Genomic DNA, 26586 nt, shown 5'->3' with positions numbered 1-26586 from the left:
TGCCGCGGCAACCTGGCCCGGTCGCGCCCGGTCTCGCCTGGTCGCATCCGGTCGCCCCCGATAGCCCTGATGCCGACGCGGACTCCGGTTCGCCTTCGGCAACCCGTCTCGAACTATGCTAATTTCCGCGAGATCCGGCGAGGCGCCACGGGCCGCCCGCCGCCCTCTTCTACCGTGCCTTGGAGCCACGATGATCGACGTCTATAGCTGGGCCACGCCGAACGGCCACAAAGTCCACATCATGCTGGAAGAGACCGGCCTCGCGTACCGGGTGCATCCTGTCGATATCGGTGCGGGCGACCAGTTCAAGCCCGACTTTCTCGCCATCAGCCCCAACAACAAGATCCCGGCCATCGTCGATCCGGAAGGCCCGGCTCGCGAAGACGGCAAGCCGTTCTCGCTCTTCGAGTCGGGCGCGATCCTCGTCTACCTCGCCGCGAAAACCGGCCAGTTCATGCCCGAGGACCTGGCGGCGCGCTACGACGTGCTGCAATGGGTGATGTTCCAGATGGGCGGGCTCGGCCCGATGCTCGGCCAGGCGCACCACTTCCGCCTCTACGCGCCGGAGAAGATCGAGTACGCCGTGAACCGCTACACGAACGAGGCGAAGCGGCTCTACAACGTGATGGACACGCAGCTCGGCAAGACCGAATACCTCGCGGGCAACGAATACACCATCGCCGATATCGCGGCGTTTCCGTGGACGCGCTCGTGGCAGAACCAGGGCATCGATCTCGACGCGCTGCCGAATGTGAAGCGCTGGCACGAGGCCATTGCGGCGCGCCCGGCGGTCAAGCGCGGCGTGGAAGTGCTGGCGTCGGCACGCAAGCCCATTACGGACGACAAAGCGCGCGAAGTGCTGTTCGGCGCGACGCAGTACGCGAAGCACTGAGCACGGCTTCCGCGCAAAAAAGGGCGTTCGGCCTGAATGGCCGAACGCCCTTTTTCCGGGGTACCGCGCTCAGAAATAGTGCCGCGTAATGAATTCCGCGACGCATGCGGGCCGGTCGCCCCCTTCACGTTCGATGGCCACGTCCCAGGTCACCTGCACGCCGCCGTCGCCGATATCGCCCACTTCCTTCACGGCGAAGCGCGCACGCAGCTTCGCGCCCACGGGCACCGGCGAAGTGAAGCGCACGCGGTTGAGCCCGTAGTTGACGCCCATGCGCTGGCGCATCTGCACTGTCTGCTCGAGCAGCGCGGGAATCAGCGAAAGCGTGAGAAAGCCGTGCGCGATCGGGCCGCCGAACGGCGACTCGCGGCGCGCACGCTCCGCGTCCACATGAATCCACTGATGGTCGCCGGTGGCGTCGGCAAAACCCAGCACCTGCGGCTCACCCACCGCCATCCAGCCGCTCGTGAACGGCGCGCCGCCCGCGAGCGCGCGCAGCGCAGCCACGTCGGCAATCTGCACGACTCCGCTCTCGCTCATGGCTTGCCTCCCGGATGACGCAACCCGAAGAGCGCCTTCGAGCGGATCGTCACGATGGTCTCGCCGTGCTGGTTGATGCCGTCCCAGCGCGTTTCGACGATGCCGCGATCGGGCTTGCTCTCCGAAACGCGCTTGCTGACGACGGTGTTCCTCATCGTGAGCGTGTCGCCGACCCGCGTCGGCTTGAGCCAGCGGATCTCGTCGACGCCGGGCGAGCCCATCGAGGTCGAGTCGCGCAGGAAGTTGCGCACCAGCATGCCCATCATGACCGAACAGGTATGCCAGCCGCTCGCGACGAGGCCGCGGAACATCGATGCCTCGCCGGCCGCCTCGTCCACGTGGAACGGCTGCGGATCGAACTGCTCCGCGAACTGCACGATCTCGTCGCGCGTGAACGTGTGCGAGCCGATTTCATACGTCTTGCCCACTTCCAGGTCTTCGTAGCTCAAACCCATCGTTGCTTTCCTCGCTGCTGCGGCGCCGCCGTGCTCATGCTGCCGCTTCGGCAAAACCCGGCAGCGCGGCGAACCGCTCAAGATGATGATCGACGTCGCCGAGCGTGGTGTCGATGATCGCAAGGCGCTTGAACAGATGCGCCGCGGCGACCTCGTTGGTCACGCCCATGCCGCCGTGCAGTTGCACGGCCTCCTGGCCGACATAACGCGCCGCCTGCCCCACGCGCACCTTGGCCGCGGAAATCGTGCGGCGGCGCTCGTCGGCCGACTCGCTACTGTAGCGCGCGGCGGCCAGATACGTGAGCGAGCGGGCCTGCTCGGCGTGGATCAGCATTTCGGCCATGCGGTGCTGCAACGCCTGGAAGCGCGCGATCGGCACGCCGAACTGCTGGCGCGTCTTCGTGTACTCGACGGTGGCATGGTTGAGCGCGTCCATCGCGCCGATGGCTTCGGCGCACAGCAGGAAGGTCGCGTAGTCGGCGATCTGCTCCCACGCTGCCGCACCCAGCGAAGCGTCGCCCAGACGCCGCGCGTGCGCGCCGTCGAACTTAAGCGTCGCGGCGCGCTGGCCGTCGATCGTGCGATAGTCTTGCACCTCGACACCCCTGGCATCGCGCGCCACGACGAAGAGCGCGACTTCACCGGCGAGGCGTGCCGGCACGATCCAGTAGTCCGCCTGCGCGCCGTGCTGCACGACCGACTTGGCGCCCGTGAGCGCAAATCCGTCGCCGGTTTCCTTCGCGCTGGTGTCGATCGAAAACAGGTCGTAGCGCGCCTGCGGCTCATGGAACGCCACGGCAAGACGCGCTTCGCCCGACGCCACGCGCTCGAGCAACTGCGCATTTTCAGGCTGCGCGGCACCGCCTAGCTTGAGCGCTTCGACGCCCACCGCGGTGGCCCAGTACGGCTCGACCACGAGCGCGCGCCCCAGTTCCTGCATGACGACCAGCATGTCGAGCGGCGTGCCGTCGAAGCCGCCCTGCTCCGCCGGCACCGGCAGCGCCGTAAGGCCGAGTTCGACGAACGCGCCCCAGTGATCGGCAGACACGCCCTCGGGCGTCTTCACGATCGCCTGGCGCGCTTCGAAGCCGTAGCTCTTGTCCAGATAGCGACGCAGCGCGTCGGCGAGTTGCTGTTGCTCTTCGGTGAAATTGAAGTTCATGCGCCGCTCCTCAGATCCCCAGGATCATCTGCGAGATGATGTTCTTCTGGATTTCGTTCGACCCGCCGTAGATCGACGTCTTGCGATAGTTGAAGTAGTAAGCCGCGAGCGGTGCCGCATCGTCGTCGCCGCTCAGCGCGTGGGCGTGCTCGCCTTCGAGGAACGCCGGATCGAACGGCGCGGCGAGCGGGCCCACCGCGTCGACCATCAGCTCGGTCAGCGCCTGCTGGACTTCGGTGCCCTTGATCTTGAGCATCGATGCCTCGGGACCGGGGCCCCGGCCCGCGCCTTCGCTCGCGATCACGCGCTCGACGGTCACTTCGAGCGCCATCAGCTCGATCTCGACCGACGCCACGCGCGCCGCGAAGAGCGGGTCTTCGATGAGCGGCTTGCCGTTCTTCTTCTGCTTGCGGGCAAGCTGCTTGAGGAACGCCAGTTCGCGCTTCGACGCGCCCACGCGCGCAATGCCCGTGCGCTCGTGGCCGAGCAGGTATTTCGCATAGGTCCAACCGCGATTTTCTTCGCCGACCCGATTCTCGACCGGCACCTTCACGTCTTCGAGGAACACCTCGTTGACCTCGTGGTCCTCGTCGAGCGTGATGATCGGACGCACGGTAATGCCGGGCGTCTTCATGTCGATCAGCAGGAAGGAGATGCCCTCCTGCTTCTTGGCGGCCGGGTCGGTGCGCACGAGGCAGAACATCATGTCGGCGTGCTGGCCGAGCGTGGTCCAGGTCTTCTGGCCGTTTACGACGTAGTGATCGCCCGAATCGTCCTGAACCCGAACGGCGCGCGTGCGCAGCGAAGCGAGGTCGGAGCCCGAGCCCGGCTCGGAGTAGCCCTGGCACCACCAGTCGGTGCCGGCGAGGATGCGCGGCAGGTAGTAGCGCTTTTGCGCCTCGTTGCCGTACTTCATGATCACGGGTGCGACCATGGCGACGCCGAACGGCAGCACCGGCGGCGCGCCGATGCGCGCGCACTCTTCGTCCCAGATATGACGCTGGGTCGCGTTCCAGCCCGGGCCGCCGTACTCGACGGGCCACGCGGGCGCCGACCAGCCGCGCTTGCCGAGAAGCGCATGCCAGCTTGCGATGTCGTCGCGGGAAAGACGCTTGTGATTGAGAATTTTCTCGCGCACGGCCTGAGGCAGATTGGCCTCGAGCCACGTGCGGATTTCGGCGCGGAATGCGTCGTCGGCGGGGGAATAATCGAGATCCATGCGCAGTGTCTCCTGGCCGCGGCCAATGCCGCCGCGGCGAAGACCCGCATGGTTACTGGAGCGAGCCCTTCAGCGCAGCCGGAACCGGCAGCGGCATCACTTCGATGCCTTCTTCGACGAGAGCCTGCGCGTCCTCCGCGGAAGCGACTCCACGGATGTTGCGCGACGGCGCTTCCTGATAGTGAATGCGCCGCGCTTCCTCGGCGAAACGGTCGCCCACGTTCTCCGTCTTGTCCAGGACCTCGCGCAGCACCCGCATGGCCGACGCCTGCCAGTGCGCAGCTTCATCCGCGGCGGGCCGGGAGCTCGCCCCGGTGGCGCCGGACAGATTCAGCCGCGGTGCCGATGGCAGGCGGTTCACTTCCTTCGCACCGCACATCGGGCATTCCACCAGCTTGCGCGACAGCTGCGATTCGAAATCGTCGGCAGAAGCGAACCAGCCTTCGAACCGATGGCCGTCTGGGCACTGTAAATCGAGGACCTTCATGGGAATCAGGGCTTAGCGACGAGTGTAGCGTAATTTCGCGATTTTTGAACGACCGTTCGTAAATTTTCTGCCTAGGGTCATCCCGGCAAAGTTGTTTATTGTAGCGCTGCCGTGAGGGTGCCGCTCACGGGCCTTCGGGACGTCGCCAGAAACCAAAACGGCGGCCCGGTGGACCGCCGTCTTCGGCTGCGTTTCTTCGGCTGCAAGCAGCGGGGGCGCCCAGAGCCCCGTGCTTTCAGCCCTGCTCGATCGTGCCGAGCGGCCAGTTGCCCGAAAGCGCCTTCTCCAGCCAGAACGTGCCGATGATCGTCTTCACGTCGGTGATCCGGCCGTTGCGCACCCATTCGAGCAGTTCGGGCAGCGTCGCCGTGAAGGTTTCGAGGAACTCGCCCTCGTCGAGCTTCGACTCGCCGGCAGTGAGGCCGCGCGCGAGATAGATGTCGATGAATTCCGTGGAGTACGAGATGACCGGGTGAATGCGGGTCAGATAGACATACTCGCGCGCCGTGTAGCCGGTTTCTTCGCGCAGCTCCCGCTTCGCACAGGCCAGCGCCCCTTCCTGCGGGTCCAGCTTGCCCGCCGGAAACTCGGTCATCACGCGCGCGAGCGGATAACGGTACTGGCGCTCCATCAGCACGCGCCCATCGTCGAAGAGCGGAATCACCATCACCGCGCCCGGATGCACCACGAACTCGCGCGTGGCGTGCTTGCCATCCGGCAGCGCGACCGTGTCGCGCTTGAGGGTCAGGAAGTTGCCCGAATAGAGCGTCGTGCTTTCCACGCACGTCTCGACGAGCGCCGGGTCGTGTTTCTGCTGTTCAGCCATGTCGAACCTCTGGGATACCGCAGGGATGCGGCGATGCAAGGAGAGTGCCCGTTTGCCAGGGCGAGCGCGTGACGCTCGCCTTGCAAGCGGGCAGTATCGTAGATTACGCCGCGCGGCGCTTGACGAGGTATTGCCAGGCGAAGCCGGGAAACGCGAACACCACGAAGAGACTGAACGTGATGGCGTAGAACTGCCAGCCCTGGTCGAACCGGTTGCCGGCGCGCGCTTCGAGCATGAAGCCGAATGCGCCGACCACGAAATACAGCACGATCAGTTCGGCGATGCGCAGCCACGCGCTCTTCTTCTGCGCGCGCAGCGGCACGACGCCGAACAGCCGTTGATTGACGAACGGCAGGTTGGCGCCGACAAGCGCCAACAGCACGATGAACCAGCCCGCTGAAGACATTTACAGCGGCAGCGTATGTGCAACAGCCTGCAGGCAGACCGACATGAGCGGACCCGGAATGATGCCGAGCACCAGCACGGCCGCGCCGTTTACCGTCAGCAGCGCGCGATTGAAGGCGTGGCCGCCGATCGGTGCGGTGTCGTTCGGTGCGTCGAAGTACATCAGCTTGACGATGCGCAGGTAGTAGAACGCACCGAAGAGCGAGGTGATCACGGCGAGGATCGCAAGCCAGGTGAGGCCGGCGTCCATCGTCGCTTCGAGCACGGCGAGCTTCGCGTAGAACCCGACCGTCGGCGGAATGCCGGCGAGCGAGAACATCATGAGCATCATGACGAACGCGAACACCGGGCTGCGCTGATTCAGGCCCTTGAAGTCGTCCAGCGTTTCCGCTTCGAAGTCGCGGCGCGCGAGCAGCATGACGACGCCGAACGCGCCGAGCGTCGTGACGAGGTAGATGATGCTGTAGAACATGGCCGAGCTATAGGCGCTGGCCGCCCCGCCCGCCTTGCCGTCCACGATGCCGGCGAGCAGCCCGAGCAGCACGAAGCCCATGTTCGAGATCGCCGAGTACGCCAGCATGCGCTTGATGTTGCGCTGGACGATACCGGTGATGTTGCCGACGATCATCGAAAGCGCCGCGAGGATGATGAGCATTTCCTGCCAGTCCACGGCGAGCGGCAACAGGCCCATCACGAGGAAGCGCACGGCCCACGCGAACGCGGCGACCTTTGGCCCGCCGCCGGTGAGCAGCGTCATGGCCGTGGGCGCGCCCTGATAAACGTCGGGCACCCACATGTGGAACGGCACAGCACCCATCTTGAAGGCCACGCCCGCGACGACGAACACCACGCCGAACAGCAGCACGATGTCGTTGATGTGGCCCGAGGCCACCGCCTTGAGCACTTCGTCGAGTTCGAGCGCACCGGTCGCGCCGTACAGCATCGAGATGCCGTACAGCAGGAAACCGGAAGCGAGCGCGCCGAGCACGTAGTACTTCATCGCGGCTTCGTTCGACGAGCCGTTATTGCGGCGCAGCGCGATCACGGCGTAGAGCGAGAGCGACATCAGCTCGAGGCCGAGATAGAGCGTGAGGAAGTTGTTGCCCGAGATCATGACGAGCTGGCCGAGCAGCGAGAACATGCCGAGCAGGAAGAACTCGCCCCGGAACATGTCCCGGTCTTCCAGATACTGGCGCGAATAGACGATCGACACGGCGTAGCCGAGCGAGACCACCGCCTTCATCGCGCTCGCGAACGCGTCCACCACGTACATCCGCGAGAAGAAGTAATACACGTGCGGATCGAACGCGTTCACCGCGAACCAGATGCCCGCCACGAGTGTGGAGAAGAAGGCGATGAGATAGGTCGTCTTGCGGCCCGAAGGACCGGTGAACGTGTCGTTGAGCCACGCGACGATGATGGCGGCCATCACCAGCGCGTCGGGTAGCAGTACGGTCATAGGGGCGTTTGGCATGATCTTTAAGTCCTCCGCTCGGTATTACTGTGACAGCGGCAGCTTCGACACTGCGACGTGGGAGAGGAGGTTATCCACGGAAACGTGCATCACATCGGTAAAGGGCTTCGGGTAGATGCCCATGAAAAGCGTCAGCAGCGCGAGCACTGCCAGCACCAGGTACTCGCGGCGATCGATGTCCTTCAGCTCGCGAACGTGATCGTTCGCGATGGCGCCGAAGTACACGCGCTTGTACATCCACAACGTATAGCCCGCGCCGAGTATCAGCGTGAACGCTGCCGCGAACGCGATCCAGAAGTTGAACTTCACAGCCGCCAGAATCACCATGAACTCGCCGACGAAACCCGAGGTGCCCGGCAGGCCGCAATTGGCCATGGCGAACAGCATCGCGAGCGCGGCGAACTTCGGCATCGTGTTGACGACGCCGCCGTAGTCCGAGATCTGGCGCGTATGCATGCGGTCGTACAGCACGCCGATGCAAAGGAACATCGCGCCCGAAACGAAGCCGTGCGAGATCATCTGGATGATCCCGCCTTCCATCGCCAGCTGGCCGGACGGACCGAACATAAAGAAGCCGAGCGTGACGAAACCCATGTGGGCGATCGACGAATACGCGACCAGCTTCTTCATGTCCGCCTGCACCATCGCGACCAGTCCGATATAGATGACCGCGATGAGTGACAGCGTGATGATGACCGGGGCGAGATAGTGGCTCGCGTCGGGCGTGATGGGTAGCGAGAAGCGCAGAAAACCGTATGCGCCGAGCTTCAGCATGATCGCGGCCAGCACGACCGAGCCGCCCGTGGGCGCCTCCACGTGCGCGTCCGGCAACCACGTGTGCACCGGGAACATCGGCACCTTCACCGCAAACGCGAAGAAGAACGCGATGAAGAGCAGGATCTGCGGCGTCATGGCGAGCTTCGCAGCCTGCCACGAGGCGAGATCAAAGGTATGCGTCTCGCGGTACAGATACAGCAGCGCGACCAGCATCAACAGCGAGCCGGCGAGCGTATAGAGAAAGAACTTGAAGGCCGCGTACACGCGGTTCGGGCCGCCCCAGATACCGATGATGATGTACATCGGAATCAGCGTGGCTTCGAAGAACACGTAGAACAGCAGGCCGTCGGCGGCGCAGAAGACGCCGATCATGAGACCCGACAGGATCAGGAACGCCGCGTAATACTGCGCGACGTTCCGTTGAATGACCTGCCAGCCCGCGATCACGACGATCACGGTGATGAGCGCCGTCAGCACGACGAACCACAGCGAAATGCCGTCGATACCCAGGTGATACGCAATATTGAACCGGTCGATCCAGACCGACTTCTCCTCGAACTGCAGGGCAGCTGTGGTGGAGTCGAAGCCCGATACGAGCGGCAGTGTGACGAGAAAGCTAAGCACCGAACCGATGAGCGCGATCCAGCGATCCGCGCTCGAGCTCCGCAGGGAGCCCACTACAAGAACTACGACGCCGAACAGGATCGGCAGCCAGATCGCAATACTTAGAATCGGATATGCATGCATTCAGTTTCCCTCGCCTTATTTGCCGCCGAGCGTTACAAACAGGGTCAGGAGCCCGAGCATACCAATGATCATGGCAAATGCGTAGTGGTAGATATAGCCGGATTGCAGGAAACGAATGACAGTAGCAAACCAGCCGATGAACTTCGCGCTCCCGTTTACGACGCCGTCGATGACGACCACGTCGCCCTCCTTCCACAGACCGCGACCGATCGCGAGCGCGCCGCGAGCGAACACGATTTCATTGAGCTTGTCGAGGTAATACGCATTCGCGAGCAGCTTGTAGACCGGCGAGAAGGTGCGCTGCACGACAGCCGGCAGGTCCGGGCGCTTCATGTAGAAGAACCATGCGACCACCACGCCCGCGAGCGCGAGCCAGACCGGCACGCCCGAGAACGCATGCGCGCCCATTGCCGCCCAGCCCTGGAACTCGTCGGCCATTTCGGCGAGACCCGGGTGGTTCTGGCCGATGAAGATCACCTTGTCGAAAGCGACGCCGCTCTGGAAGAACGAGCCGTAGAGCAGCGGCTGGATCGCGTACGCGCCGGCGATCACCGAAGGAATCGCGAGCAGGACGAGCGGCACCCAGATCACCCACGGCGACTCGTGCGGCACGTGCTCGTGGTGATGATCGTCATGACCGTGGGCGTCGTGCGCGGCATGGGCCGCCTCGATGCCCATCGGCGACTCGGGATGCTTCGGACCGCGGAAGCGCTCTTCGCCGTGGAACACGAGGAAGTACATGCGGAACGAATACAGCGCCGTCACGAAGACGCTCGCGACCACTGCGAAGTAGGCGAAGCCCGAACCCGGCAGGTGCGAGAGCTTCACGGCGTCGATGATCGAATCCTTCGAGTAGAAGCCCGAGAAGAACGGCGTGCCGATCAGCGCGAGCGAGCCGATCAGCGAGGTGATCCACGTGATGGGCATGTACTTGCGCAGGCCGCCCATGTTGCGCATGTCCTGGTCGTGGTGCATGCCGATGATGACCGAACCCGCGGCGAGGAACAGCAGCGCCTTGAAGAACGCGTGCGTCATCAGGTGGAAGATCGCGACCGGATACGCCGAAACGCCGAGCGCGACGGTCATGTAGCCGAGCTGCGAGAGCGTGGAGTACGCCACCACGCGTTTGATGTCGTTCTGGACGATGCCGAGAAAACCCATGAAGAGCGCGGTAATCGCGCCGATCACGACGATGACCGAGAGCGCCGTGTCCGAGAGCTCGAAGAGCGGCGACATGCGCGCGACCATGAAGATACCGGCCGTCACCATGGTGGCCGCGTGGATCAGCGCGGAGATCGGCGTCGGGCCTTCCATCGAGTCGGGCAGCCAGACGTGCAGCGGGAACTGCGCCGACTTGCCCATCGCACCGATGAAGAGGCAGATGCACGCCACCGTGAGCAGGTTCCACGAGGTGCCCGGGAAGGTCAGCGTGGCGAGCTCGTTGCCCTTCGCGAACACGTCGTTGTAGTTGAGCGAGCCGCCGTACGCGAGCAGCAGACCGATGCCGAGCAGGAAGCCGAAGTCGCCCACGCGGTTCACGATGAACGCCTTCATGTTCGCGTAGATGGCGCTCTCACGCTTGAAGTAAAAGCCGATCAGCAGGTACGAGACGAGACCCACCGCTTCCCAGCCGAAGAACAGCTGCAGGAAGTTGTTGCTCATCACGAGCATCAGCATCGAGAACGTGAAGAGAGCGATGTACGAGAAGAAGCGCTGGTAGCCCTCCTCGTCCGCCATGTAGCCGATGGTGTAGATGTGCACCATCAGCGACACGAAGGTCACGACGACCATCATGAGCGCCGTGAGCGAATCGACGAGGAAGCCCACTTCGAACTTCAGGCCGCCCACCGACATCCATTCGTAGACGGTCGCGTTGAAGCTCGCGCCGCCCAGCACGTCGAGCAGCGTGATGCACGAGAGCACGAATGCAATCGCCACGCCGAGAATGGTGACGGTGTGCGCGCCGGCACGCCCCACGGTTTTGCCGAACAGGCCGGCAATCAGGGAGCCCGCGAGGGGTGCCAGCGGGATCGCCAGCAACAGCGTTTCGTTGAGTGTTGTCGCCATAGCAGCCTGCCTTAGCCTTTGAGCTGATCGAGATCCTCGACGTTGATCGTGTCGAGGCTGCGGAACAGAGTCACAAGAATAGCCAGACCAATCGCAGCTTCCGCCGCCGCGACCGTTAGCACGAAGAACACGAAAATCTGTCCGTGAACGTCACCGAGGTAATGCGAGAACGCGACGAAGTTCGTGTTCACCGCCAACAGCATCAGCTCGATCGCCATCAGGATGATGATGACGTTGCGCCGATTGAGAAAAATGCCGACGATCGAGATCGCAAAGAGGATCGCGCCGAGGACGAGATAATGGGCCAGGGTCAACATGGTTCGCTCCTCCGCGCTTAAGCCTTGGTACCGGCCGGGGCGTCGCCTGCGGCGGCGCCATCGGTTGCCTGCGCCGCTTCCGGCACTTCCTTTTCCGGCTGCATCTTCACGAGACGCACGCGGTCCTGGCGGCGCACGTTCACCTGCTTCGAGACGCTCTGGCGCTTGGCGTCCTTCGGCTCGCGCACGGTGAGCGCGATGGCCGCGACGATCGCGACCAGCAGCACGAGGCCCGCCACTTCGAACGCGAAGATGTAATCCGTATAGATGATCTTGCCGATCAGGTGCGTGTTCGAGATCGCCGACGCCGCAGCCGCCGAGGTATCGGGCACGGGCGAGGACGTCGCGCCGTAGCCGCGCCAGAGAATCAGCGCCGTTTCAACGACGATGATCGCGCCGACGAGGGTCGCCACGGGAATGAAGCGCTTGAAGTCGCGGCTCAGCACGTCGACGTTGATGTCGAGCATCATCACGACGAACAGGAACAGCACCATCACCGCGCCCACGTACACGAGCACCAGCAGGATCGCGAGGAATTCCGCCTCGAGCAGCATCCAGATCGCGGCCGCGTTGAAGAACGCGAGCACGAGAAAGAGCGCCGACGCAACAGGGTTGCGCGACGTGATCACCTTCAACCCTGAGAGCGTCAGCAGCAGGGCAAAGATGTAGAACAGGACGGTGGTGAATTCCATGATTACGGGTTCATCGTTGAGGCCATCGTAAGGCGGATTGCGCAGCGCAGACTGGCGGCCAGACCAGGGAGCGCCGCGCCGCGGCGGTGAGGCTCGGGGAGCGTGCCGTGCGCGGCACACAGCTTCCCCGCAGCCGGCCCGACCGCGGGCCGATGCAGCGTCAGACTCAAATCAACGGTACGGTGCATCCGCTGCCTTGTTCGCTGCGATCTGCGCTTCGTATCGATCGCCGACGGCCAGCAGCATTTCCTTCGTGAAATACAGATCGCCGCGCTTCTCGCCGTGGTACTCGAGAATGTGCGTCTCGACGATCGAATCGACCGGGCAGCTTTCCTCACAGAAACCGCAGAAGATGCACTTGGTCAGATCGATGTCGTAGCGCGTCGTGCGGCGCGTGTTGTCCTCGCGCACCTCGGATTCGATCGTGATCGCGAGCGCGGGACACACGGCTTCGCACAGCTTGCACGCGATGCAGCGCTCTTCGCCGTTTTCATAGCGGCGCAGCGCGTGCAGGCCGCGAAAACGCGGCGAGATCGGCGTCTTTTCTTCCGGGAACTGCACCGTGAACTTGCGCTTGAACGTATAACGGCCGGTCAGTGCGAGTCCCTTGAGGATTTCGGTCAGAAAAAACGTCTTGAAGAAGTTCTGGATCGTATTCATGGTCGTGTGCGCCCCTTATTTCCAGATGCTCAACGGCGACATGTACCAGAAGCCGACGATGATCAGCCACACCACGCAGACCGGAATGAACACCTTCCAGCCGAGGCGCATGATCTGGTCATAGCGGTAGCGCGGCAGGGTCGCGCGCGCCCAGATGAACACCGAAAGCAGACAGAAGACCTTCAGCACGAGCCAGAAAACGCCCGGGATGAAGTCGAGGAAACCGAACGGCGCGCTCCAGCCGCCGAGGAACAGCACCGAAGCCAGCGCCGAGATCACGATCATGTTGATGTACTCGGCGAGGAAGAAGAGCGCGAACGCCATCCCCGAGTAATCGATCATGTGACCCGCGACGATTTCCGACTCCCCTTCCACCACGTCGAACGGGTGGCGGTTCGTTTCGGCGAGGCCCGAGATGAAGTAGACGACGAACATCGGCAGGAGCGGCAGCCAGTTCCACGAAAGGAACGTGATGCCCCAGCTCGCGAACCGGCCGCGCATCTGGCCTTCGACGATGTCCGAGAGGTTCAGGCTGCCCGAGACCATCAGCACCACGACGAGCGCGAAGCCCATCGCGATTTCGTACGACACCATCTGCGCCGCGGCGCGCATCGCGCCGAGAAACGCGTACTTCGAATTCGAGGCCCAGCCCGCGAGAATCACGCCGTAGACGCCGATCGACGAGATCGCCATCACGTAGAGCAGGCCCGCGTTGATGTTGCCGAGCACCGCGCCCGCCTGGAACGGGATCACGGCCCAGACCGCGAAAGCCGGCACCACCACCATGATCGGCGCGACCATGTAGATCCAGCGGCTTGCCTGGGCGGGCTGAATGACTTCCTTGAGCAGCAGCTTGAGCACGTCGGCGATCGGCTGCAGCATGCCGCCCGGGCCGACGCGGTTCGGGCCGAGACGCACGTGCATCCAGCCGATCAGCTTGCGCTCCCAGAGGATCAGGTACGCGACGCACAGCAGGATCACCACCGCGACGACGAGAATGCGCACCAGCGCCCACACCGCGGGCCACGCCACGCCGAGCAGCTGGCTGCCGCCTGCATTGATCGTATCGAACAAGCTCATTTACGCCTTCTCCACCAGCAGTTCACCGAACAGGCTGCCGAGCTGCGCGCCGGCCGGCGTGGCCGCCGACACGCGCACCACCGTCGGCGCAAGATTCGCATCGCGCGTCGCCGGCGCCGTGACCGACAGGTCGCCCTGGCGCACGCGCACCGCCTCGCCTTCCTTCAGACCGAGCTGGTCGAACAACGCGGCCGGCAGACCGACCGTGTTGGCCACGCGCGCGGCCGTCGTCAGATGCAGCGCTTCGGCGCGGCGCACGAGCGGGTCGGCGTGATAGATCGGCACGTCGGCTACGCGCTCGAAGCGGCCTTCGGCCGCTGCGGACAGCGTGCCCTTCGCGACCGGCACGCCGGCCCGGTTCGAGAGGCGCGACGCCAGATCGCCGTCGCCGAGCGCCTTGCGGCGCACGTCTTCCGCCGTTTCGTATTCGAAGCCGCGCGCACCGATGAGCGTGCCCAGCACGCGTAGCACCTTCCACGCGGGGCGCGCGTCGCCGAGCGGCCTCACCACGCCGTTGAAGATCTGGGCCGTGCCCTCGGCGTTCACGAAGGTGCCCGAGGTTTCGGTGTACGGCGCGATCGGCAGCAGCACGTCCGCGTATTCGAGGCCGGTCTTGAACGGCGAGAACACGACGACCATTTCGGCCTGATCGAGCGCGGCGCGTGCGGCAGCCGGATTCGCCGTGTCGAATTCGGGTTCGACGTTCAGGAGCAGATAACCCTTGCGCGGCTGCTCGAACGCTTCACGCGCGTTCAGGCCGCCGTTGCCCGGCAGTGCGCCCGCGAGGTGCGCGCCGACCGTGTTGCCCGCTTCGGTCAGGAAGCCGAGCGTCGCGCCAGTCGTTTCGGCAATGAATTGCGCCGCGGCATGCAGGCGCGAGAAGTCCGGATGCTGGACGGCGGCGTTGCCGAGCAGCACGAAGCGTCGCTCGCCGCTTGCGAGCGACGCGGCGACCTGCTTCGCAGCCTCGCTCGCCTGCGCGCCCGCGAAGGCTTCCGGCAGCGCCGCGCCCTTCGCTTCGGCCACCGCGGCTGCGATGCCGGCCAGTTCGTCGAGCCATGCCGAAGGCGCCGCGACGATGCGCTGGGCGCTCGGGATCAGCGAGCCGTCGGCGGTGGCCTGCAGCAGCGCGACCTGCGCGCCGCCCTTGGCGGCCTGACGCAGACGCGCCGCGAAGAGCGCGTGGTCGCGGCGCAGGGCCGAGCCGATCACGAAGGCCGCGTCGGCATACGAAAGCTCGGCGATCTTCGTGCCGAGCCACGGCGCACCGGTGACCGGCGCCGAGAAGTCGCTCTGGCGCAGGCGGAAATCGACGTTCGGCGTGCCGACCGCGTCCGCGAACTGCTTGAGCAGGTAGAGTTCTTCGGTCGTGCTGTGCGGGCTCGCAAGCGCGGCGATCATGTTCTCGCCGTGTTCGTCGCTGATGCCGCGAATACCCTTTACGACGTAGTCGAGTGCGCTCTGCCAGTCGGTCTCGATCCACTCGCCGCCCTGCTTGAGCATCGGGCGGGTCAGGCGGTCTTCGCTGTTCAGGCCTTCGTACGAGAAGCGGTCCTTGTCCGAGATCCAGCACTCGTTGATCGCTTCGTTCTCGTACGGCAGCACGCGCATCACGCGGTTGTTCTTGACCTGCACGATGATGTTCGCGCCGGTCGAATCGTGCGGGCTCACCGACTTGCGGCGCGAGAGCTCCCAGGTGCGCGCCGAGAAGCGGAACGGCTTGCTCGTGAGCGCGCCCACCGGGCACAGGTCGATCATGTTGCCCGAGAGTTCGGAATCCACGGTCTTGCCGAGGAAGGTGCTGATTTCCGAGTGCTGGCCGCGGCCCAGCATGCCGAGCTCCATCACGCCCGCGATCTCGTCGCCGAAGCGCACGCAGCGCGTGCAGTGGATGCAGCGCGTCATCTCTTCCATCGAGATGAGCGGCCCGACGTTCTTGTGGAACACCACGCGCTTTTCTTCGCTGTAGCGCGAGGCCGACTTGCCGTAGCCCACCGCCAGATCCTGCAGCTGGCATTCGCCGCCCTGGTCGCAGATCGGACAGTCGAGCGGGTGGTTGATCAGCAGGAACTCCATCACGGCTTGCTGACCCTGCACGGCCTTCTCGGACGAGGTGCGCACGACCATGCCCTGGGACACCGGGGTCGCGCACGCGGGCACGGCCTTCGGCATCTTCTCGACATCGACGAGACACATCCGGCAGTTGGCCGCGATCGACAGCTTCTTGTGATAGCAGAAGTGCGGAATGTACGTGTCCACCCGCTGCGCAGCCTGGATCACCATGCTGCCCTCGGGCACCTGCACCTTCTTGCCGTCTATTTCAAGTTCAACCATGATGGTTAATCGTCCCTAACCTGTTACCGCTCAATTTCACAGCGGCCTACCCCGTTGCGTCGTGCTGCGCGGCTCATGCACCGCGCGCTGCCTGTCGCTCGCTACCGCTTATACCGCTTGCTACTGCCGACTATCGTTGACTCGCGCGCCCGGCGCGCCACGGCCGCCCTCAGGCGGCCACCGTCTCCGATGCGGCATGCGAGCCGGCGTGTCCGCCGACGAGGCAACGCTTGTTGTGCACGTGATATTCGAATTCGTCCCAGTAGTGCTTGAGCATGCCGCGCACCGGCATGGCCGCCGCGTCGCCGAGCGCGCAGATCGTGCGGCCCATGATGTTGCCCGCCACCGAGTTCAGCAAGTCCAGGTCTTCCTGGCGGCCCTGGCCGTGCTCGATGCGGTTCACGACGCGATAGAGCCAGCCCGTGCCTTCGCGGCACGGCGTGCACTGGCCGCACGACTCTTCGTAGTAGAAGTACGAGAGGCGCAGGAGCGAGCGCACCATGCAGCGCGTTTCGTCCATGACGATGACCGCCCCCGAGCCGAGCATCGAGCCCTGCTTGGCGATGGAGTCATAGTCCATGTCCGTCTGCATCATGATGTCGCCCGGAATGACCGGCGCCGACGAGCCGCCCGGAATCACGGCCTTGAGCTTCTTGCCGCCGCGCATGCCGCCGGCGAGTTCGAGCAGGGTGGCGAACGAGGTGCCGAGCGGCACTTCGTAGTTGCCCGGCAGTTCGACGTCGCCCGACACCGAGAAGATTTTCGTGCCGCCGTTGTTCGGCTTGCCGAGCTCCATGTACGCCTGCGGGCCGACCGTCAGCAGGAACGGCACTGCGGCGAAACTCTCGGTGTTGTTGATCGTGGTGGGCTTGCCGTACACGCCGAAGCTCGCCGGGAACGGCGGCTTGAAGCGCGGCTGCCCCTTCTTGCCTTCGAGCGACTCGAGCAGCGCGGTTTCCTCGCCGCAGATGTACGCGCCGTAACCGTGGTGCGCGTGCAGCTGGAACGAGAAGTCCGTGCCCAGAATGTTGTTGCCGAGGTAGCCGGCCGCGCGCGCTTCTTCGAGCGCAGCCTCGAAGCGGCGGTACACCTCGAAAATCTCGCCGTGGATGTAGTTGTAGCCCACGGTAATGCCCATCGCATACGCGCCGATGGCCATGCCTTCGATCACCGCGTGCGGGTTCCAGCGCAGGATGTCACGATCCTTGAACGTGCCCGGCTCGCCCTCGTCCGAGTTGCACACGAGGTACTTCTGCCCCGGGAACTGGCGCGGCATGAAGCTCCACTTCAGGCCGGTCGGGAAGCCCGCGCCGCCGCGGCCGCGCAGACCCGAAGCCTTGACGTCGGCGATCACCTGCTCGGGCGGAATCTTCTCTTCGAGAATGCGGCGCAGCTGCTTGTAGCCGCCGCGCGCGACGTAATCTTCGAGGTGCCAGTTCTCGCCGGTCAGGCCCGCGAGAATCAATGGTTTGATGTGACGGTCGTGCAACGAAGTCATTTCGAAAGCTCCTCGAGCAGCTGGTCGATCTTCTCGCGGGTCATTCGCGGGCACATGCGGTGATTATTCACGAGCAGCACCGAAGCGTCGCCGCACGAGCCGAAGCATTCGCCTTCCTTCAAGGTGAAGCGGCCGTCGGCCGTGGTTTCGCCGAATTCGATGCCGAGCTTGTGCTTCAGGTAGTCGGCAGTGGCTTCCGCGCCGCCATCCGGGCCGAGCTGGCATGGCAGGTTCGTGCAGAGCGTGATCTTGTACTTGCCGACCGGGCTCGTCTCGAACATCGTGTAGAAGGTGGCGACTTCCTCCACCGCGACAGGCGGCATGCCGAGGTAGTCGGCCACGAACTGCATGAGTTCGGGGGACAGCCAGCCATGCTCTTCTTGAGCCACGGCCAAAGCCGCCATCACGGCGGACTGTTTCTGATCGGCGGGGTACTTCGTCAACGCGCGATCGATTTCTTTCAGGCCTTCAGCTGAGATCATTTTCAGACACGACTCACTCAATTCCTACCGTTGCATTTCTCGCCACCCCTCGACCTGCCGCGCGTTCCAACCTGACTCTTCGCTGCGACAGACGTGGCGTTCCCGGTATCTTGTGCCGCGCGCTCCCCACCGTCCGGGCGCGCGCCGCCAGTTTGCTGCTTAACGATCGATTTCGCCGAACACAATGTCCTGCGTCCCGATGATCGTCACCGCGTCGGCGATCATGTGGCCGCGCGCCATCTCGTCGAGCGCCGAGAGATGGGCGTAACCCGGTGCACGGATCTTCAGACGATACGGCTTGTTGGCGCCGTCCGACACCAGGTAGATGCCGAATTCACCCTTCGGATGCTCGACGGCGGCGTACGCCTCGCCTTCGGGCACGTGGAAGCCTTCGGTGAAGAGCTTGAAGTGGTGAATCAGCTCTTCCATGTTCGACTTCATGTTCACGCGCGAGGGCGGCGCAACCTTGTGATTGTCGACCATCACGGGGCCGGGATTCCTGCGCAACCACTCAATGCACTGTTTCGCAATGCGGGTGGACTGGCGCATTTCCTCGACGCGCACGAGATAGCGGTCGTAGCAGTCGCCGTTCACGCCCACCGGAATGTCGAAGTCCATCTGGTCGTAGACTTCGTACGGCTGCTTCTTGCGCAGATCCCACTCGATGCCCGAACCACGCAGCATCGCGCCCGTGAGGCCGAGCTGCATGGCGCGCTCGGGGCTCACCACGCCGATGCCCACGAGACGCTGCTTCCAGATGCGATTGTCGGTGAGGAGCGTTTCGTACTCGTCGACGCAGCCGGGAAAGCGCGTGAAGAAGTCGTCGATGAAATCCAGCACCGAGCCCTGGCGCGCCTCGTTCATACGGGCAAGCGCCTTCTCGTTGTGGATCTTCGAAGCCTTGTACTGCGGCATCGCGTCCGGCAGATCGCGATAGACGCCGCCCGGACGGTAGTAGGCCGCGTGCATGCGCGCGCCCGAGACCGCCTCGTACACGTCCATCAGGTCTTCGCGCTCGCGGAACGCGTAGAGGAACACCGCCATCGCGCCCACGTCGAGCGCGTGCGAGCCGATCCACATCAGGTGGTTCAGCACGCGGGTGACTTCGTCGAACAGCACGCGGATGTACTTCGCGCGCACCGGCGGCTCGATGCCAAGCAGCTTTTCGATGGCGAGCACATAGCCGTGCTCGTTGACCATCATCGACACGTAGTCGAGCCGGTCCATGTAGGGCACCGACTGGATGAAGGTCTTGTTCTCGGCGAGCTTTTCGGTGCCGCGATGCAGAAGGCCGATGTGCGGATCGGCGCGCTGGATCACTTCGCCGTCGAGCTCGAGCACGAGGCGCAGCACGCCGTGCGCTGCCGGGTGCTGCGGGCCGAAGTTGAGCGTGTAGTTCTTGATCTCTGACATGCGACCCTCTTAGTGATTCTTCAGACCGCCGTACCGATCCTCGCGGATCACGCGCGGCGTGATTTCGCGCGGCTCGATCGTCACCGGCTGATAGACCACGCGCTTCTGTTCCGGGTCGTAGCGCATTTCGACATAGCCCGAAAGCGGGAAGTCCTTGCGGAACGGGTGGCCGATGAAGCCGTAGTCGGTGAGGATGCGGCGCAGGTCGGGGTGGCCTTCGAAGACGAGGCCGTACAGGTCGAACGCCTCGCGCTCGTACCAGTTCGCCGAATTCCAGTTCTCGACCAGCGAGGGCACGATAGGCACTTCGTCGTCGGGCGCGAACACGCGCAGACGCAGGCGCCAGTTGTGCGTGAGCGAGAGCAGCTGCGACACGGCGGCAAAGCGCGGACCTTCCCAGGCGCCGTCGCCGTAGGTCTGGTAGTCCATGCCGCACAGGTCGAGGAGCTGCTCGAAGCGCAGCGTGGGGTTGTCGCGCAACGCCTTCGCGACGTCGAGATAGTCGCCCGCCTTCACGACCAGCGTGAGTTCGCCGAGCGCCTCGGTGAGGCTGGCGATACGCGCGCCAAGAGCCGCTTCGAGGTTCGCTTTGAGGGTCTCGAGTTTGCTTGCCATATTGTGGGGAGGCACGCGGCCTTTATTGACGGGCGATGGTGTTGGTGCGGCGGATCTTCGCCTGCAGCTGGATCACCCCGTAGACAAGAGCTTCCGCGGTGGGCGGACAACCCGGCACGTAGACGTCGACCGGCACGATGCGGTCGCACCCGCGCACGACCGAATACGAGTAGTGGTAGTAGCCGCCGCCGTTGGCGCACGACCCCATCGAGATCACCCAGCGCGGCTCGGCCATCTGGTCGTAGACCTTGCGCAGCGCCGGCGCCATCTTGTTGCACAGCGTGCCGGCCACGATCATGACGTCGGACTGGCGCGGGCTGGGGCGGAACACCACCCCGAAGCGGTCGAGGTCGTAGCGGGCGGCGCCCGCGTGCATCATCTCGACTGCGCAGCACGCAAGCCCGAACGTCATGGGCCAGAGCGACCCGGTACGCGTCCAGTTGATCAGCTTGTCAGCCGTAGTGGTGACAAACCCTTCCTTCAAGACCCCTTCGATACTCATGTGTTTTCCACTCCAGACGAACGGCCTGCAGTGTCCCCGCAGTGCCGCCGATACGCTATCCGGCGATTAACCCATCATTCCCAGTCGAGACCACCTTTCTTCCAGATGTAGGCAAAGCCCAGCAGGAATTCGAGCAGGAACACCATCATCGACAGGAAGCCCGGCCAGCCGATATCGCGCAGGGCCACACCCCACGGGAACAGGAACGCGGTTTCGAGATCGAAGATGATGAAAAGAATCGCGACCAGGTAGTAGCGTACGTCGAATTTCATACGCGCGTCTTCGAACGCTTCGAAGCCGCACTCGTACGGCGAATTCTTTTCGCTGTCTGGCCGGTTGGGACCGAGGATCTTGCCGATAGTGACCAACGCTACACCCAGACCAAGACCCACGAGGAGGAACAGCAGGACGGGGAAATAGGCAGCGAGGTTCAAGGCTATCCTCTATCGGTTGGTTCTAGGTTCCGCGGGAACATGTCGCTCCGCGGGATCACTTCACGTACTTCGCGCTGCGAACAATAAACGAACACGACGTCAGAAGCAAAAATGCCAGCCGAAGCTGAAGCAAGCGGCTGGCATTTTGTCGAATACATTGGTGCCGACGGCGAGACTCGAACTCGCACAGCTTTCGCCACTACCCCCTCAAGATAGCGTGTCTACCAATTTCACCACGTCGGCACTGCATGCAATCCGGGAGGGACAATTTTGTTGAAACCCGCGAATCGCTTCAAGACTTAAATTCTAACTTGCCTCAGCGATTTGTTCAATGCACAAAAGCAAGTTTTTGAAACTTTTATTTCGGTACATCGTTGCCCGAAGCCGAAGCTGCAACGGCCTGCGAAGCCGCTGCCGAGCCCGATGCAGCGGTTACGGCAGGTGCCGAAGCCGGTGCCGCAGCGACCGGAACCGAAGCGACGACAGGCGCAGAAACCGAGCCCCCCAGCAAGCCAGCCGAAGGCTTCGCATGATACGACCCCAGGTAGGTTAATGCAAGGGTCGAGAGGAAAAACACCGTTGCCAGAACGGCCGTGGTACGCGAAAGAAAGTTCGCCGAACCGCTCGCGCCGAAGAGGCTGCCCGACGCGCCGCTACCGAATGCGGCACCCATGTCCGCACCCTTGCCGTGCTGCAGCAGGACGAGGCCGATCACCCCGAGCGCCGACAGAAGCTGAACGACGATCACCAACGTTTTCAAATACAGCATCACACTCACCTGAGTCCATGTTGAGCGCCGGCCGGTTTGCGGCCTGCGCATGTCTGCCCTGCCCGCCCCGCTCTCGCGCGGACGGCAATCCCTTACGTTTAGCCCGCGAATTTAGCCCGCGACGTCCGCGCCCGCCGCAGCGGCCGCACAGATCGCGAGAAAATCCCCTGCCTTCAGCGATGCGCCACCGATCAGCCCGCCGTCGATATCGGCCTGGCGGAACAGGTCCGCCGCATTCTCCGGCTTCACGCTGCCGCCGTAGAGCAACGACACGTTCGCCACCTGCGCGCCCTTCGCAGCCAGCCGCGCGCGCAGGAAAGCATGCACCTGCTGCGCCTGCTCCGAACTCGCGCTGCGGCCCGTGCCGATAGCCCAGACGGGCTCGTACGCGAGCACGATGCGCGCCGCTTCGTCGGCGCTCAGCACGGCCAGCACCGCGTCGAGCTGCGCACCGACCACCTGTTCGGTCGCGCCCGACTCGCGCTCTTCGAGCGTCTCGCCTACGCAGACGATCGGCGTGAGTCCGGCTTCCAGCGCGCGCTGCGCCTTGGCCGCCACGACCTCCGAGCTTTCGCCGTGGTACGCGCGCCGCTCCGAGTGGCCGACGATCGCATACGTCGCCTCGAAGTCGGCCACCATGCCTGCCGCCACTTCGCCGGTGTACGCGCCTTGCTCGTGCGCCGAAACGTCCTCGGCACCCCAGGCCACGCGACTGCCGCCGAGCAGCGCCTGCGCCTGCGCAAGGTAGGGGTGCGGCACGCACACGGCGACGCGCACTTCCTGCGGCAGCGCCTGCGCGCCGCGCACAACGCCCTCCAGCAGCGCCGCGTTGACCGCGAGGCGGCCGTGCATCTTCCAGTTACCGACTACCAGCTTGGCTCGTTGATTCGACATTGTTTCGGTTGCTGTTAAAAGCGGACGCAAAACACATAATTTTACTGCGTGGAATCGAAGTGGGTCAAACCGCGACACACGCTATTTGCGCTTTGATGTCAACAGAAGACACGCCAAAGCGTGCCGCGAGGCGCGCCAACAGGCGCAAAAATGGGGCGAGGTTCATGCCGAAGTCCCCGCAAAAGCGTGGCCTTGCAAGGCAGTCAGGCCTTCTGCCCCCAGTCGAGCACGATCTTGCCGATATGCTCGCTGCTCTCCATCAGGGCGTGCGCCTCGGCCGCCTGCCCGGCCGGGAACACCCGGAACACGACCGGCTTGATGCGACCGTCTTCGATCAGCGGCCACACGTGCTCCTTCAGTGCGCGGGCAATGCGCGCCTTGAACTCGACCGGCCGCGCGCGCAAGGTCGATCCCGTGATCGTGAGGCGCCGGCGCAGGATCTCGTGCATGTTGACCTCGGCCTTCGCGCCGCCGAGCGTTGCAATCAGGACGATGCGGCCGCCGTCCGCGAGCGCGGAGAGCTCGCGCGGCACGTAGCCGCCGCCCACCATGTCGAGGATCACGTCCACGCCGCGATCGTTCGTGAGCGCCTTCACGACATCGACGAAATCCTCGCTGCGATAGTTGATCGCGCGCTCCGCGCCCAGTTTTTCGCAGGCGCGGCACTTGTCGTCGGAGCCGGCCGTCACGAACACGCGAAAGCCCAACGCATGCGCCACCTGGATCGCCGTCACGCCGATGCCGCTCGAGCCGCCCTGCACGAGCAGCGTCTCGTTCTCGCCGCCTTCGCCCGCGCCCAGCTGACCGCGCTGGAACACGTTGGTCCAGACCGTGAAGAAGGTTTCGGGCAGGGACGCCGCCTCGATGTCCGAGAGCCCCTTGGGCACCGGCAGGCACTGGCCGAGCGGCGCCACGGCGTACTCGGCATAACCGCCGCCCGCGATCAGCGCGCACACGCGATCGCCGATCTTCAGGCCGAACGGGTTGTTCTTCTCGTCGATCGTTCCGCCTACGATCTCGCCCGCCACCTCCAGCCCCGGCAGGTCGGAAACGCCCGGCGGCGGCGCATAGGCGCCCTTGCGCTGGAATACGTCGGGACGATTCACACCCGACGCGGCGACCTTGATCAGGACTTCGCCCGCCTTCGGCTCGGGCCTGGGACGCTCGGTCAGCTTCAGCACGTCCGGCGCACCAAATTCGGTAATCTCGACTGCCTTCATCTTGCGTCCCCCTGAGTCTGGATGGCATTGCCAGCGCGACGCCGCACCCTGCCCGACCACGCGAGCCGCACGACCCATGCCATCCAGGCGCCCATCATGAAAAACGGCCGGCACGCCAAAGCGCTGCCGGCCGTTACAGGCTACCGCATTATTGCTGCGGCTCGCCCTGCGGTGCACTGCCGCCGTTGCCACCGGCAGCGGCTTCGTTCAGCAGCGCCTTGGCGGACAGGCGCACGCGGCCCTTCTCGTCCGTCTGGATGACCTTGACCTTCACGATCTGGCCTTCCTTCAGATAGTCGTTGATGTCCTTGATGCGCTCGTTGGCGATCTCGGAGATGTGCAGCAGACCATCCTTGCCCGGCAGCAGGTTCACGATCGCGCCGAAGTCCAGCAGCTTGAGGACCGGGCCTTCGTACACCTGGCCCACTTCCACTTCGGCCGTGATGTTCTCGATGCGCTTCTTCGCTTCGGCCATGCCTTCGCTCGAGGTGCTCGCGATCGTCACGACGCCGTCGTCCGAGATGTCGATCGTGGTGCCGGTTTCTTCGGTCAGCGCGCGGATCACCGAGCCACCCTTGCCGATCACGTCGCGGATCTTTTCCGGGTTGATCTTGATGGTGATCATGCGCGGTGCGTAGGCCGACAGCTCCGTGTTCACGCCCGAGACGGCTTGCGTCATCTTGCCGAGGATGTGCATGCGGCCTTCCTTCGCCTGCGCGAGCGCGACCTGCATGATTTCCTTCGTGATGCCCTGGATCTTGATGTCCATCTGCAGCGCGGTCACGCCTGCTTCCGTGCCCGCCACCTTGAAGTCCATGTCGCCGAGGTGATCTTCGTCGCCGAGGATGTCGGTCAGCACCGCGAACTTGTTGTCTTCGAGGATCAGGCCCATCGCGATGCCCGCGACGTGCGCCTTCATCGGCACGCCGGCGTCCATCAGCGCGAGGCAGCCGCCGCACACCGAAGCCATCGACGACGAACCGTTCGATTCGGTGATTTCCGAGACCACGCGGATCGAGTAGCCGAATTCGTCCGGACCCGGCAGGCACGCGACGAGCGCGCGCTTGGCGAGGCGGCCGTGGCCGATTTCGCGGCGCTTGGGCGAGCCCACGCGGCCCGTTTCGCCGGTCGCGAACGGGGGCATGTTGTAGTGGAGCATGAAGCGGTCGCGGTACTCGCCTTCGAGCGCGTCGATGATCTGCTCGTCGCCCTTCGTGCCGAGCGTCGCCACCACCAGCGCCTGCGTCTCGCCGCGCGTGAAGAGCGCCGAGCCGTGGGTGCGCGGCAGGACGCCCGTGCGGATCTCGATCGGGCGCACGGTGCGCGTGTCGCGGCCGTCGATGCGCGGCTCGCCGTTCAGGATCTGCGAGCGGACGATCTTCGCTTCGAGGTCGAACAGGATGTTGCCGACCGAGGCCTTGTCGGCCGCAACGGTGCCGGCCGCAGCCGCTTCTTCTTCGAGCTTCGCCGAAGTCGCCGCATAGACTTCCTTCAGCTTGGTCGAGCGCTGCTGCTTGTCGCGCAGCTGGTAAGCGGCGTGCAGGTTGCCGTGAGCGATGTCGGTCACGCGTGCGATCAGTGCTTCGTCCTTCGGCGCCGGCTGCCATTCCCACTCGGCCTTGCCGCCGTCACGCACGAGTTCGTGGATCGCGTCGATAGCCGTTTGCATCTGCTCGTGGCCGAACACCACGGCGCCGAGCATCACGTCTTCGGGCAGCTGGTCGGCTTCCGATTCCACCATCAGCACGGCGCGCTCGGTACCGGCGACGACGAGGTCGAGGCGCGATTCCTTGATTTGCGAACGCGTCGGGTTCAGCACGTATTCGTTGTTGATGTAGGCCACGCGCGCGGCGCCCACCGGGCCGTTGAACGGCAGACCCGAGATCGCCAGCGCAGCCGAGGCGCCGATCAGCGCGGGGATGTCGGCCGGAACTTCCGGGTTGATCGACAGGACGTGGATCACGACCTGCACTTCGTTGTAATAGCCTTCCGGGAAGAGCGGGCGCAGCGGGCGGTCGATCAGGCGCGAGATCAGCGTCTCGCCTTCCGAAGGACGGCCTTCGCGGCGGAAGAAGCCGCCCGGGATCTTGCCGGCGGAATAGGTCTTTTCGATGTAGTCGACGGTCAGGGGGAAGAAGTCCTGACCCGGCTTGGCGGTCTTCGCGCCGACGACGGTCGCGAGCACGACGGTGTCTTCGACATCGACGATGACGGCGCCGCTTGCCTGACGGGCGATTTCACCCGTCTCGAGGCGCACGTTGTGCTGGCCCCATTTGAATTCTTTCACGACTTTATTGAACATGGTCATGGTCTTGTCACTCCTTACTCATTGTTATGCTGCGTGGCCCGAACACCGGGCAACACGGCAATACACGGACCGGGACCGCGCAGGAAGAGGAGTGTTATGCCATTCCAGCGGATCGCGTGCGAGGCCTGGCGCCCGACGCGCGACCCGCTGGAATGACACAAAGCTCTGCCCCGTGGACCGGCCCTGCTCTGCCGCCTCAAAAGCGGCTACTGCGAGACTGCTACTGTTGCTGCCTTGTCCTGCCGGTGCGCCGTGCGTCGTGCCTGGTGCAACGGGAGCGCGAAGCGCAAGGCGTACCGTTCAAAAACAAAATGCCT

At 64.3% G+C, this 26586-nt stretch carries 26 protein-coding genes and 1 tRNA gene; 1 reads left to right on the top strand and 26 read right to left on the bottom strand.

Going from position 1 to position 26586, the window contains the following annotated elements:
* Window positions 1-190 precede the first annotated feature (190 nt).
* Window positions 191-892, top strand: a complete 702-nt coding sequence (locus U5760_RS22890; RefSeq protein WP_322014569.1) for a glutathione binding-like protein — start codon at window positions 191-193, stop codon at window positions 890-892.
* Between the two features lie 69 nt (window positions 893-961).
* Here the strand turns inward: U5760_RS22890 and U5760_RS22885 are convergent, their stop codons facing one another.
* The 26 genes from U5760_RS22885 to pnp all read right to left on the bottom strand — a co-directional run bounded on the left by U5760_RS22885 (window position 962) and on the right by pnp (window position 26269).
* Window positions 962-1432, bottom strand: a complete 471-nt coding sequence (locus U5760_RS22885) for a MaoC family dehydratase (protein WP_322014568.1) — start codon at window positions 1430-1432, stop codon at window positions 962-964.
* Window positions 1429-1887, bottom strand: a complete 459-nt coding sequence (locus tag U5760_RS22880; RefSeq protein WP_322014567.1) for a MaoC family dehydratase — start codon at window positions 1885-1887, stop codon at window positions 1429-1431. Before U5760_RS22880 ends, U5760_RS22885 begins: the two co-directional genes overlap by 4 nt.
* 34 nt (window positions 1888-1921) lie before the next feature.
* Window positions 1922-3049 (bottom strand): acyl-CoA dehydrogenase, encoded by a 1128-nt coding sequence (locus U5760_RS22875; RefSeq protein WP_322014566.1) that lies wholly within the window; start codon window positions 3047-3049, stop codon window positions 1922-1924.
* Window positions 3050-3059: 10 nt separating this feature from the next.
* Window positions 3060-4268 (bottom strand): acyl-CoA dehydrogenase family protein, encoded by a 1209-nt coding sequence (locus U5760_RS22870; RefSeq protein ID WP_322014565.1) that lies wholly within the window; start codon window positions 4266-4268, stop codon window positions 3060-3062.
* 52 nt (window positions 4269-4320) lie between these two features.
* Window positions 4321-4755: a DUF1178 family protein gene (locus U5760_RS22865; RefSeq protein WP_322014564.1), complete on the bottom strand. Its 435-nt coding sequence runs from the start codon at window positions 4753-4755 to the stop codon at window positions 4321-4323.
* Between the two features lie 235 nt (window positions 4756-4990).
* Window positions 4991-5581: an NUDIX hydrolase gene (locus U5760_RS22860; RefSeq protein ID WP_322014563.1), complete on the bottom strand. Its 591-nt coding sequence runs from the start codon at window positions 5579-5581 to the stop codon at window positions 4991-4993.
* A gap of 103 nt (window positions 5582-5684) precedes the next feature.
* On the bottom strand, window positions 5685-5987 hold the full coding sequence (locus tag U5760_RS22855) for a DUF2818 family protein (RefSeq protein ID WP_322014562.1): 303 nt from the start codon (window positions 5985-5987) through the stop codon (window positions 5685-5687).
* Window positions 5988-7460, bottom strand: a complete 1473-nt coding sequence (nuoN, locus tag U5760_RS22850) for an NADH-quinone oxidoreductase subunit NuoN (RefSeq protein WP_322014561.1) — start codon at window positions 7458-7460, stop codon at window positions 5988-5990.
* Window positions 7461-7484: 24 nt separating this feature from the next.
* Window positions 7485-8984, bottom strand: coding sequence for an NADH-quinone oxidoreductase subunit M (locus tag U5760_RS22845; RefSeq protein ID WP_322014560.1), 1500 nt, complete (start codon window positions 8982-8984; stop codon window positions 7485-7487).
* A gap of 15 nt (window positions 8985-8999) precedes the next feature.
* Window positions 9000-11051, bottom strand: a complete 2052-nt coding sequence (gene nuoL / locus U5760_RS22840; protein ID WP_322014559.1) for an NADH-quinone oxidoreductase subunit L — start codon at window positions 11049-11051, stop codon at window positions 9000-9002.
* Window positions 11052-11062: 11 nt separating this feature from the next.
* Window positions 11063-11368: an NADH-quinone oxidoreductase subunit NuoK gene (gene nuoK / locus U5760_RS22835; protein ID WP_006052894.1), complete on the bottom strand. Its 306-nt coding sequence runs from the start codon at window positions 11366-11368 to the stop codon at window positions 11063-11065.
* Window positions 11369-11385: 17 nt separating this feature from the next.
* Window positions 11386-12060 (bottom strand): NADH-quinone oxidoreductase subunit J, encoded by a 675-nt coding sequence (locus U5760_RS22830; RefSeq protein WP_322014558.1) that lies wholly within the window; start codon window positions 12058-12060, stop codon window positions 11386-11388.
* A gap of 171 nt (window positions 12061-12231) precedes the next feature.
* Window positions 12232-12720, bottom strand: coding sequence for an NADH-quinone oxidoreductase subunit NuoI (nuoI, locus tag U5760_RS22825; protein WP_322014557.1), 489 nt, complete (start codon window positions 12718-12720; stop codon window positions 12232-12234).
* A gap of 15 nt (window positions 12721-12735) precedes the next feature.
* On the bottom strand, window positions 12736-13800 hold the full coding sequence (nuoH, locus tag U5760_RS22820) for an NADH-quinone oxidoreductase subunit NuoH (RefSeq protein WP_322014556.1): 1065 nt from the start codon (window positions 13798-13800) through the stop codon (window positions 12736-12738).
* The gene (gene nuoG / locus U5760_RS22815; protein ID WP_322014555.1) at window positions 13801-16134 is read right to left on the bottom strand and encodes an NADH-quinone oxidoreductase subunit NuoG; all 2334 of its coding nucleotides are present in this window, start codon (window positions 16132-16134) and stop codon (window positions 13801-13803) included.
* 169 nt (window positions 16135-16303) lie between these two features.
* Window positions 16304-17632 carry an NADH-quinone oxidoreductase subunit NuoF gene (gene nuoF, locus U5760_RS22810; RefSeq protein WP_322014554.1) on the bottom strand — a complete coding sequence of 443 codons (1329 nt, stop codon included), beginning with the start codon at window positions 17630-17632 and terminating at the stop codon, window positions 16304-16306.
* Complete coding sequence (gene nuoE / locus U5760_RS22805) at window positions 17629-18114, bottom strand: NADH-quinone oxidoreductase subunit NuoE (protein ID WP_322014553.1); 486 nt, start codon at window positions 18112-18114, stop codon at window positions 17629-17631. The genes nuoF and nuoE overlap by 4 nt, the downstream gene beginning before the upstream one ends.
* Before the next feature lie 159 nt (window positions 18115-18273).
* Window positions 18274-19527 carry an NADH-quinone oxidoreductase subunit D gene (locus tag U5760_RS22800; protein ID WP_322014552.1) on the bottom strand — a complete coding sequence of 418 codons (1254 nt, stop codon included), beginning with the start codon at window positions 19525-19527 and terminating at the stop codon, window positions 18274-18276.
* A gap of 9 nt (window positions 19528-19536) precedes the next feature.
* On the bottom strand, window positions 19537-20142 hold the full coding sequence (locus U5760_RS22795; protein ID WP_322014551.1) for an NADH-quinone oxidoreductase subunit C: 606 nt from the start codon (window positions 20140-20142) through the stop codon (window positions 19537-19539).
* Between the two features lie 22 nt (window positions 20143-20164).
* Window positions 20165-20644, bottom strand: a complete 480-nt coding sequence (locus U5760_RS22790) for a NuoB/complex I 20 kDa subunit family protein (RefSeq protein WP_006052903.1) — start codon at window positions 20642-20644, stop codon at window positions 20165-20167.
* Between the two features lie 74 nt (window positions 20645-20718).
* Window positions 20719-21078 carry an NADH-quinone oxidoreductase subunit A gene (locus U5760_RS22785; protein ID WP_028226256.1) on the bottom strand — a complete coding sequence of 120 codons (360 nt, stop codon included), beginning with the start codon at window positions 21076-21078 and terminating at the stop codon, window positions 20719-20721.
* A 158-nt stretch (window positions 21079-21236) separates the two neighbouring features.
* Window positions 21237-21321: transfer RNA gene (locus U5760_RS22780), tRNA-Leu, on the bottom strand.
* A 115-nt stretch (window positions 21322-21436) separates the two neighbouring features.
* Window positions 21437-21847: a preprotein translocase subunit SecG gene (gene secG, locus U5760_RS22775; protein WP_322014550.1), complete on the bottom strand. Its 411-nt coding sequence runs from the start codon at window positions 21845-21847 to the stop codon at window positions 21437-21439.
* 111 nt (window positions 21848-21958) lie between these two features.
* Window positions 21959-22741, bottom strand: coding sequence for a triose-phosphate isomerase (gene tpiA / locus U5760_RS22770; protein WP_322014549.1), 783 nt, complete (start codon window positions 22739-22741; stop codon window positions 21959-21961).
* 203 nt (window positions 22742-22944) lie between these two features.
* Window positions 22945-23961: an NAD(P)H-quinone oxidoreductase gene (locus U5760_RS22765; protein ID WP_322014548.1), complete on the bottom strand. Its 1017-nt coding sequence runs from the start codon at window positions 23959-23961 to the stop codon at window positions 22945-22947.
* A gap of 148 nt (window positions 23962-24109) precedes the next feature.
* Window positions 24110-26269, bottom strand: a complete 2160-nt coding sequence (gene pnp / locus U5760_RS22760; RefSeq protein WP_322014547.1) for a polyribonucleotide nucleotidyltransferase — start codon at window positions 26267-26269, stop codon at window positions 24110-24112.
* Between the last annotated feature and the right edge of the window lie 317 nt (window positions 26270-26586).

Origin of the sequence: Paraburkholderia sp. J12 (assembly GCF_905220215.1) — a bacterium.
In the GTDB taxonomy this organism is placed as follows: Bacteria; Pseudomonadota; Gammaproteobacteria; order Burkholderiales; family Burkholderiaceae; genus Paraburkholderia.
This window is presented reverse-complemented; position numbering and strand designations above follow the sequence as displayed.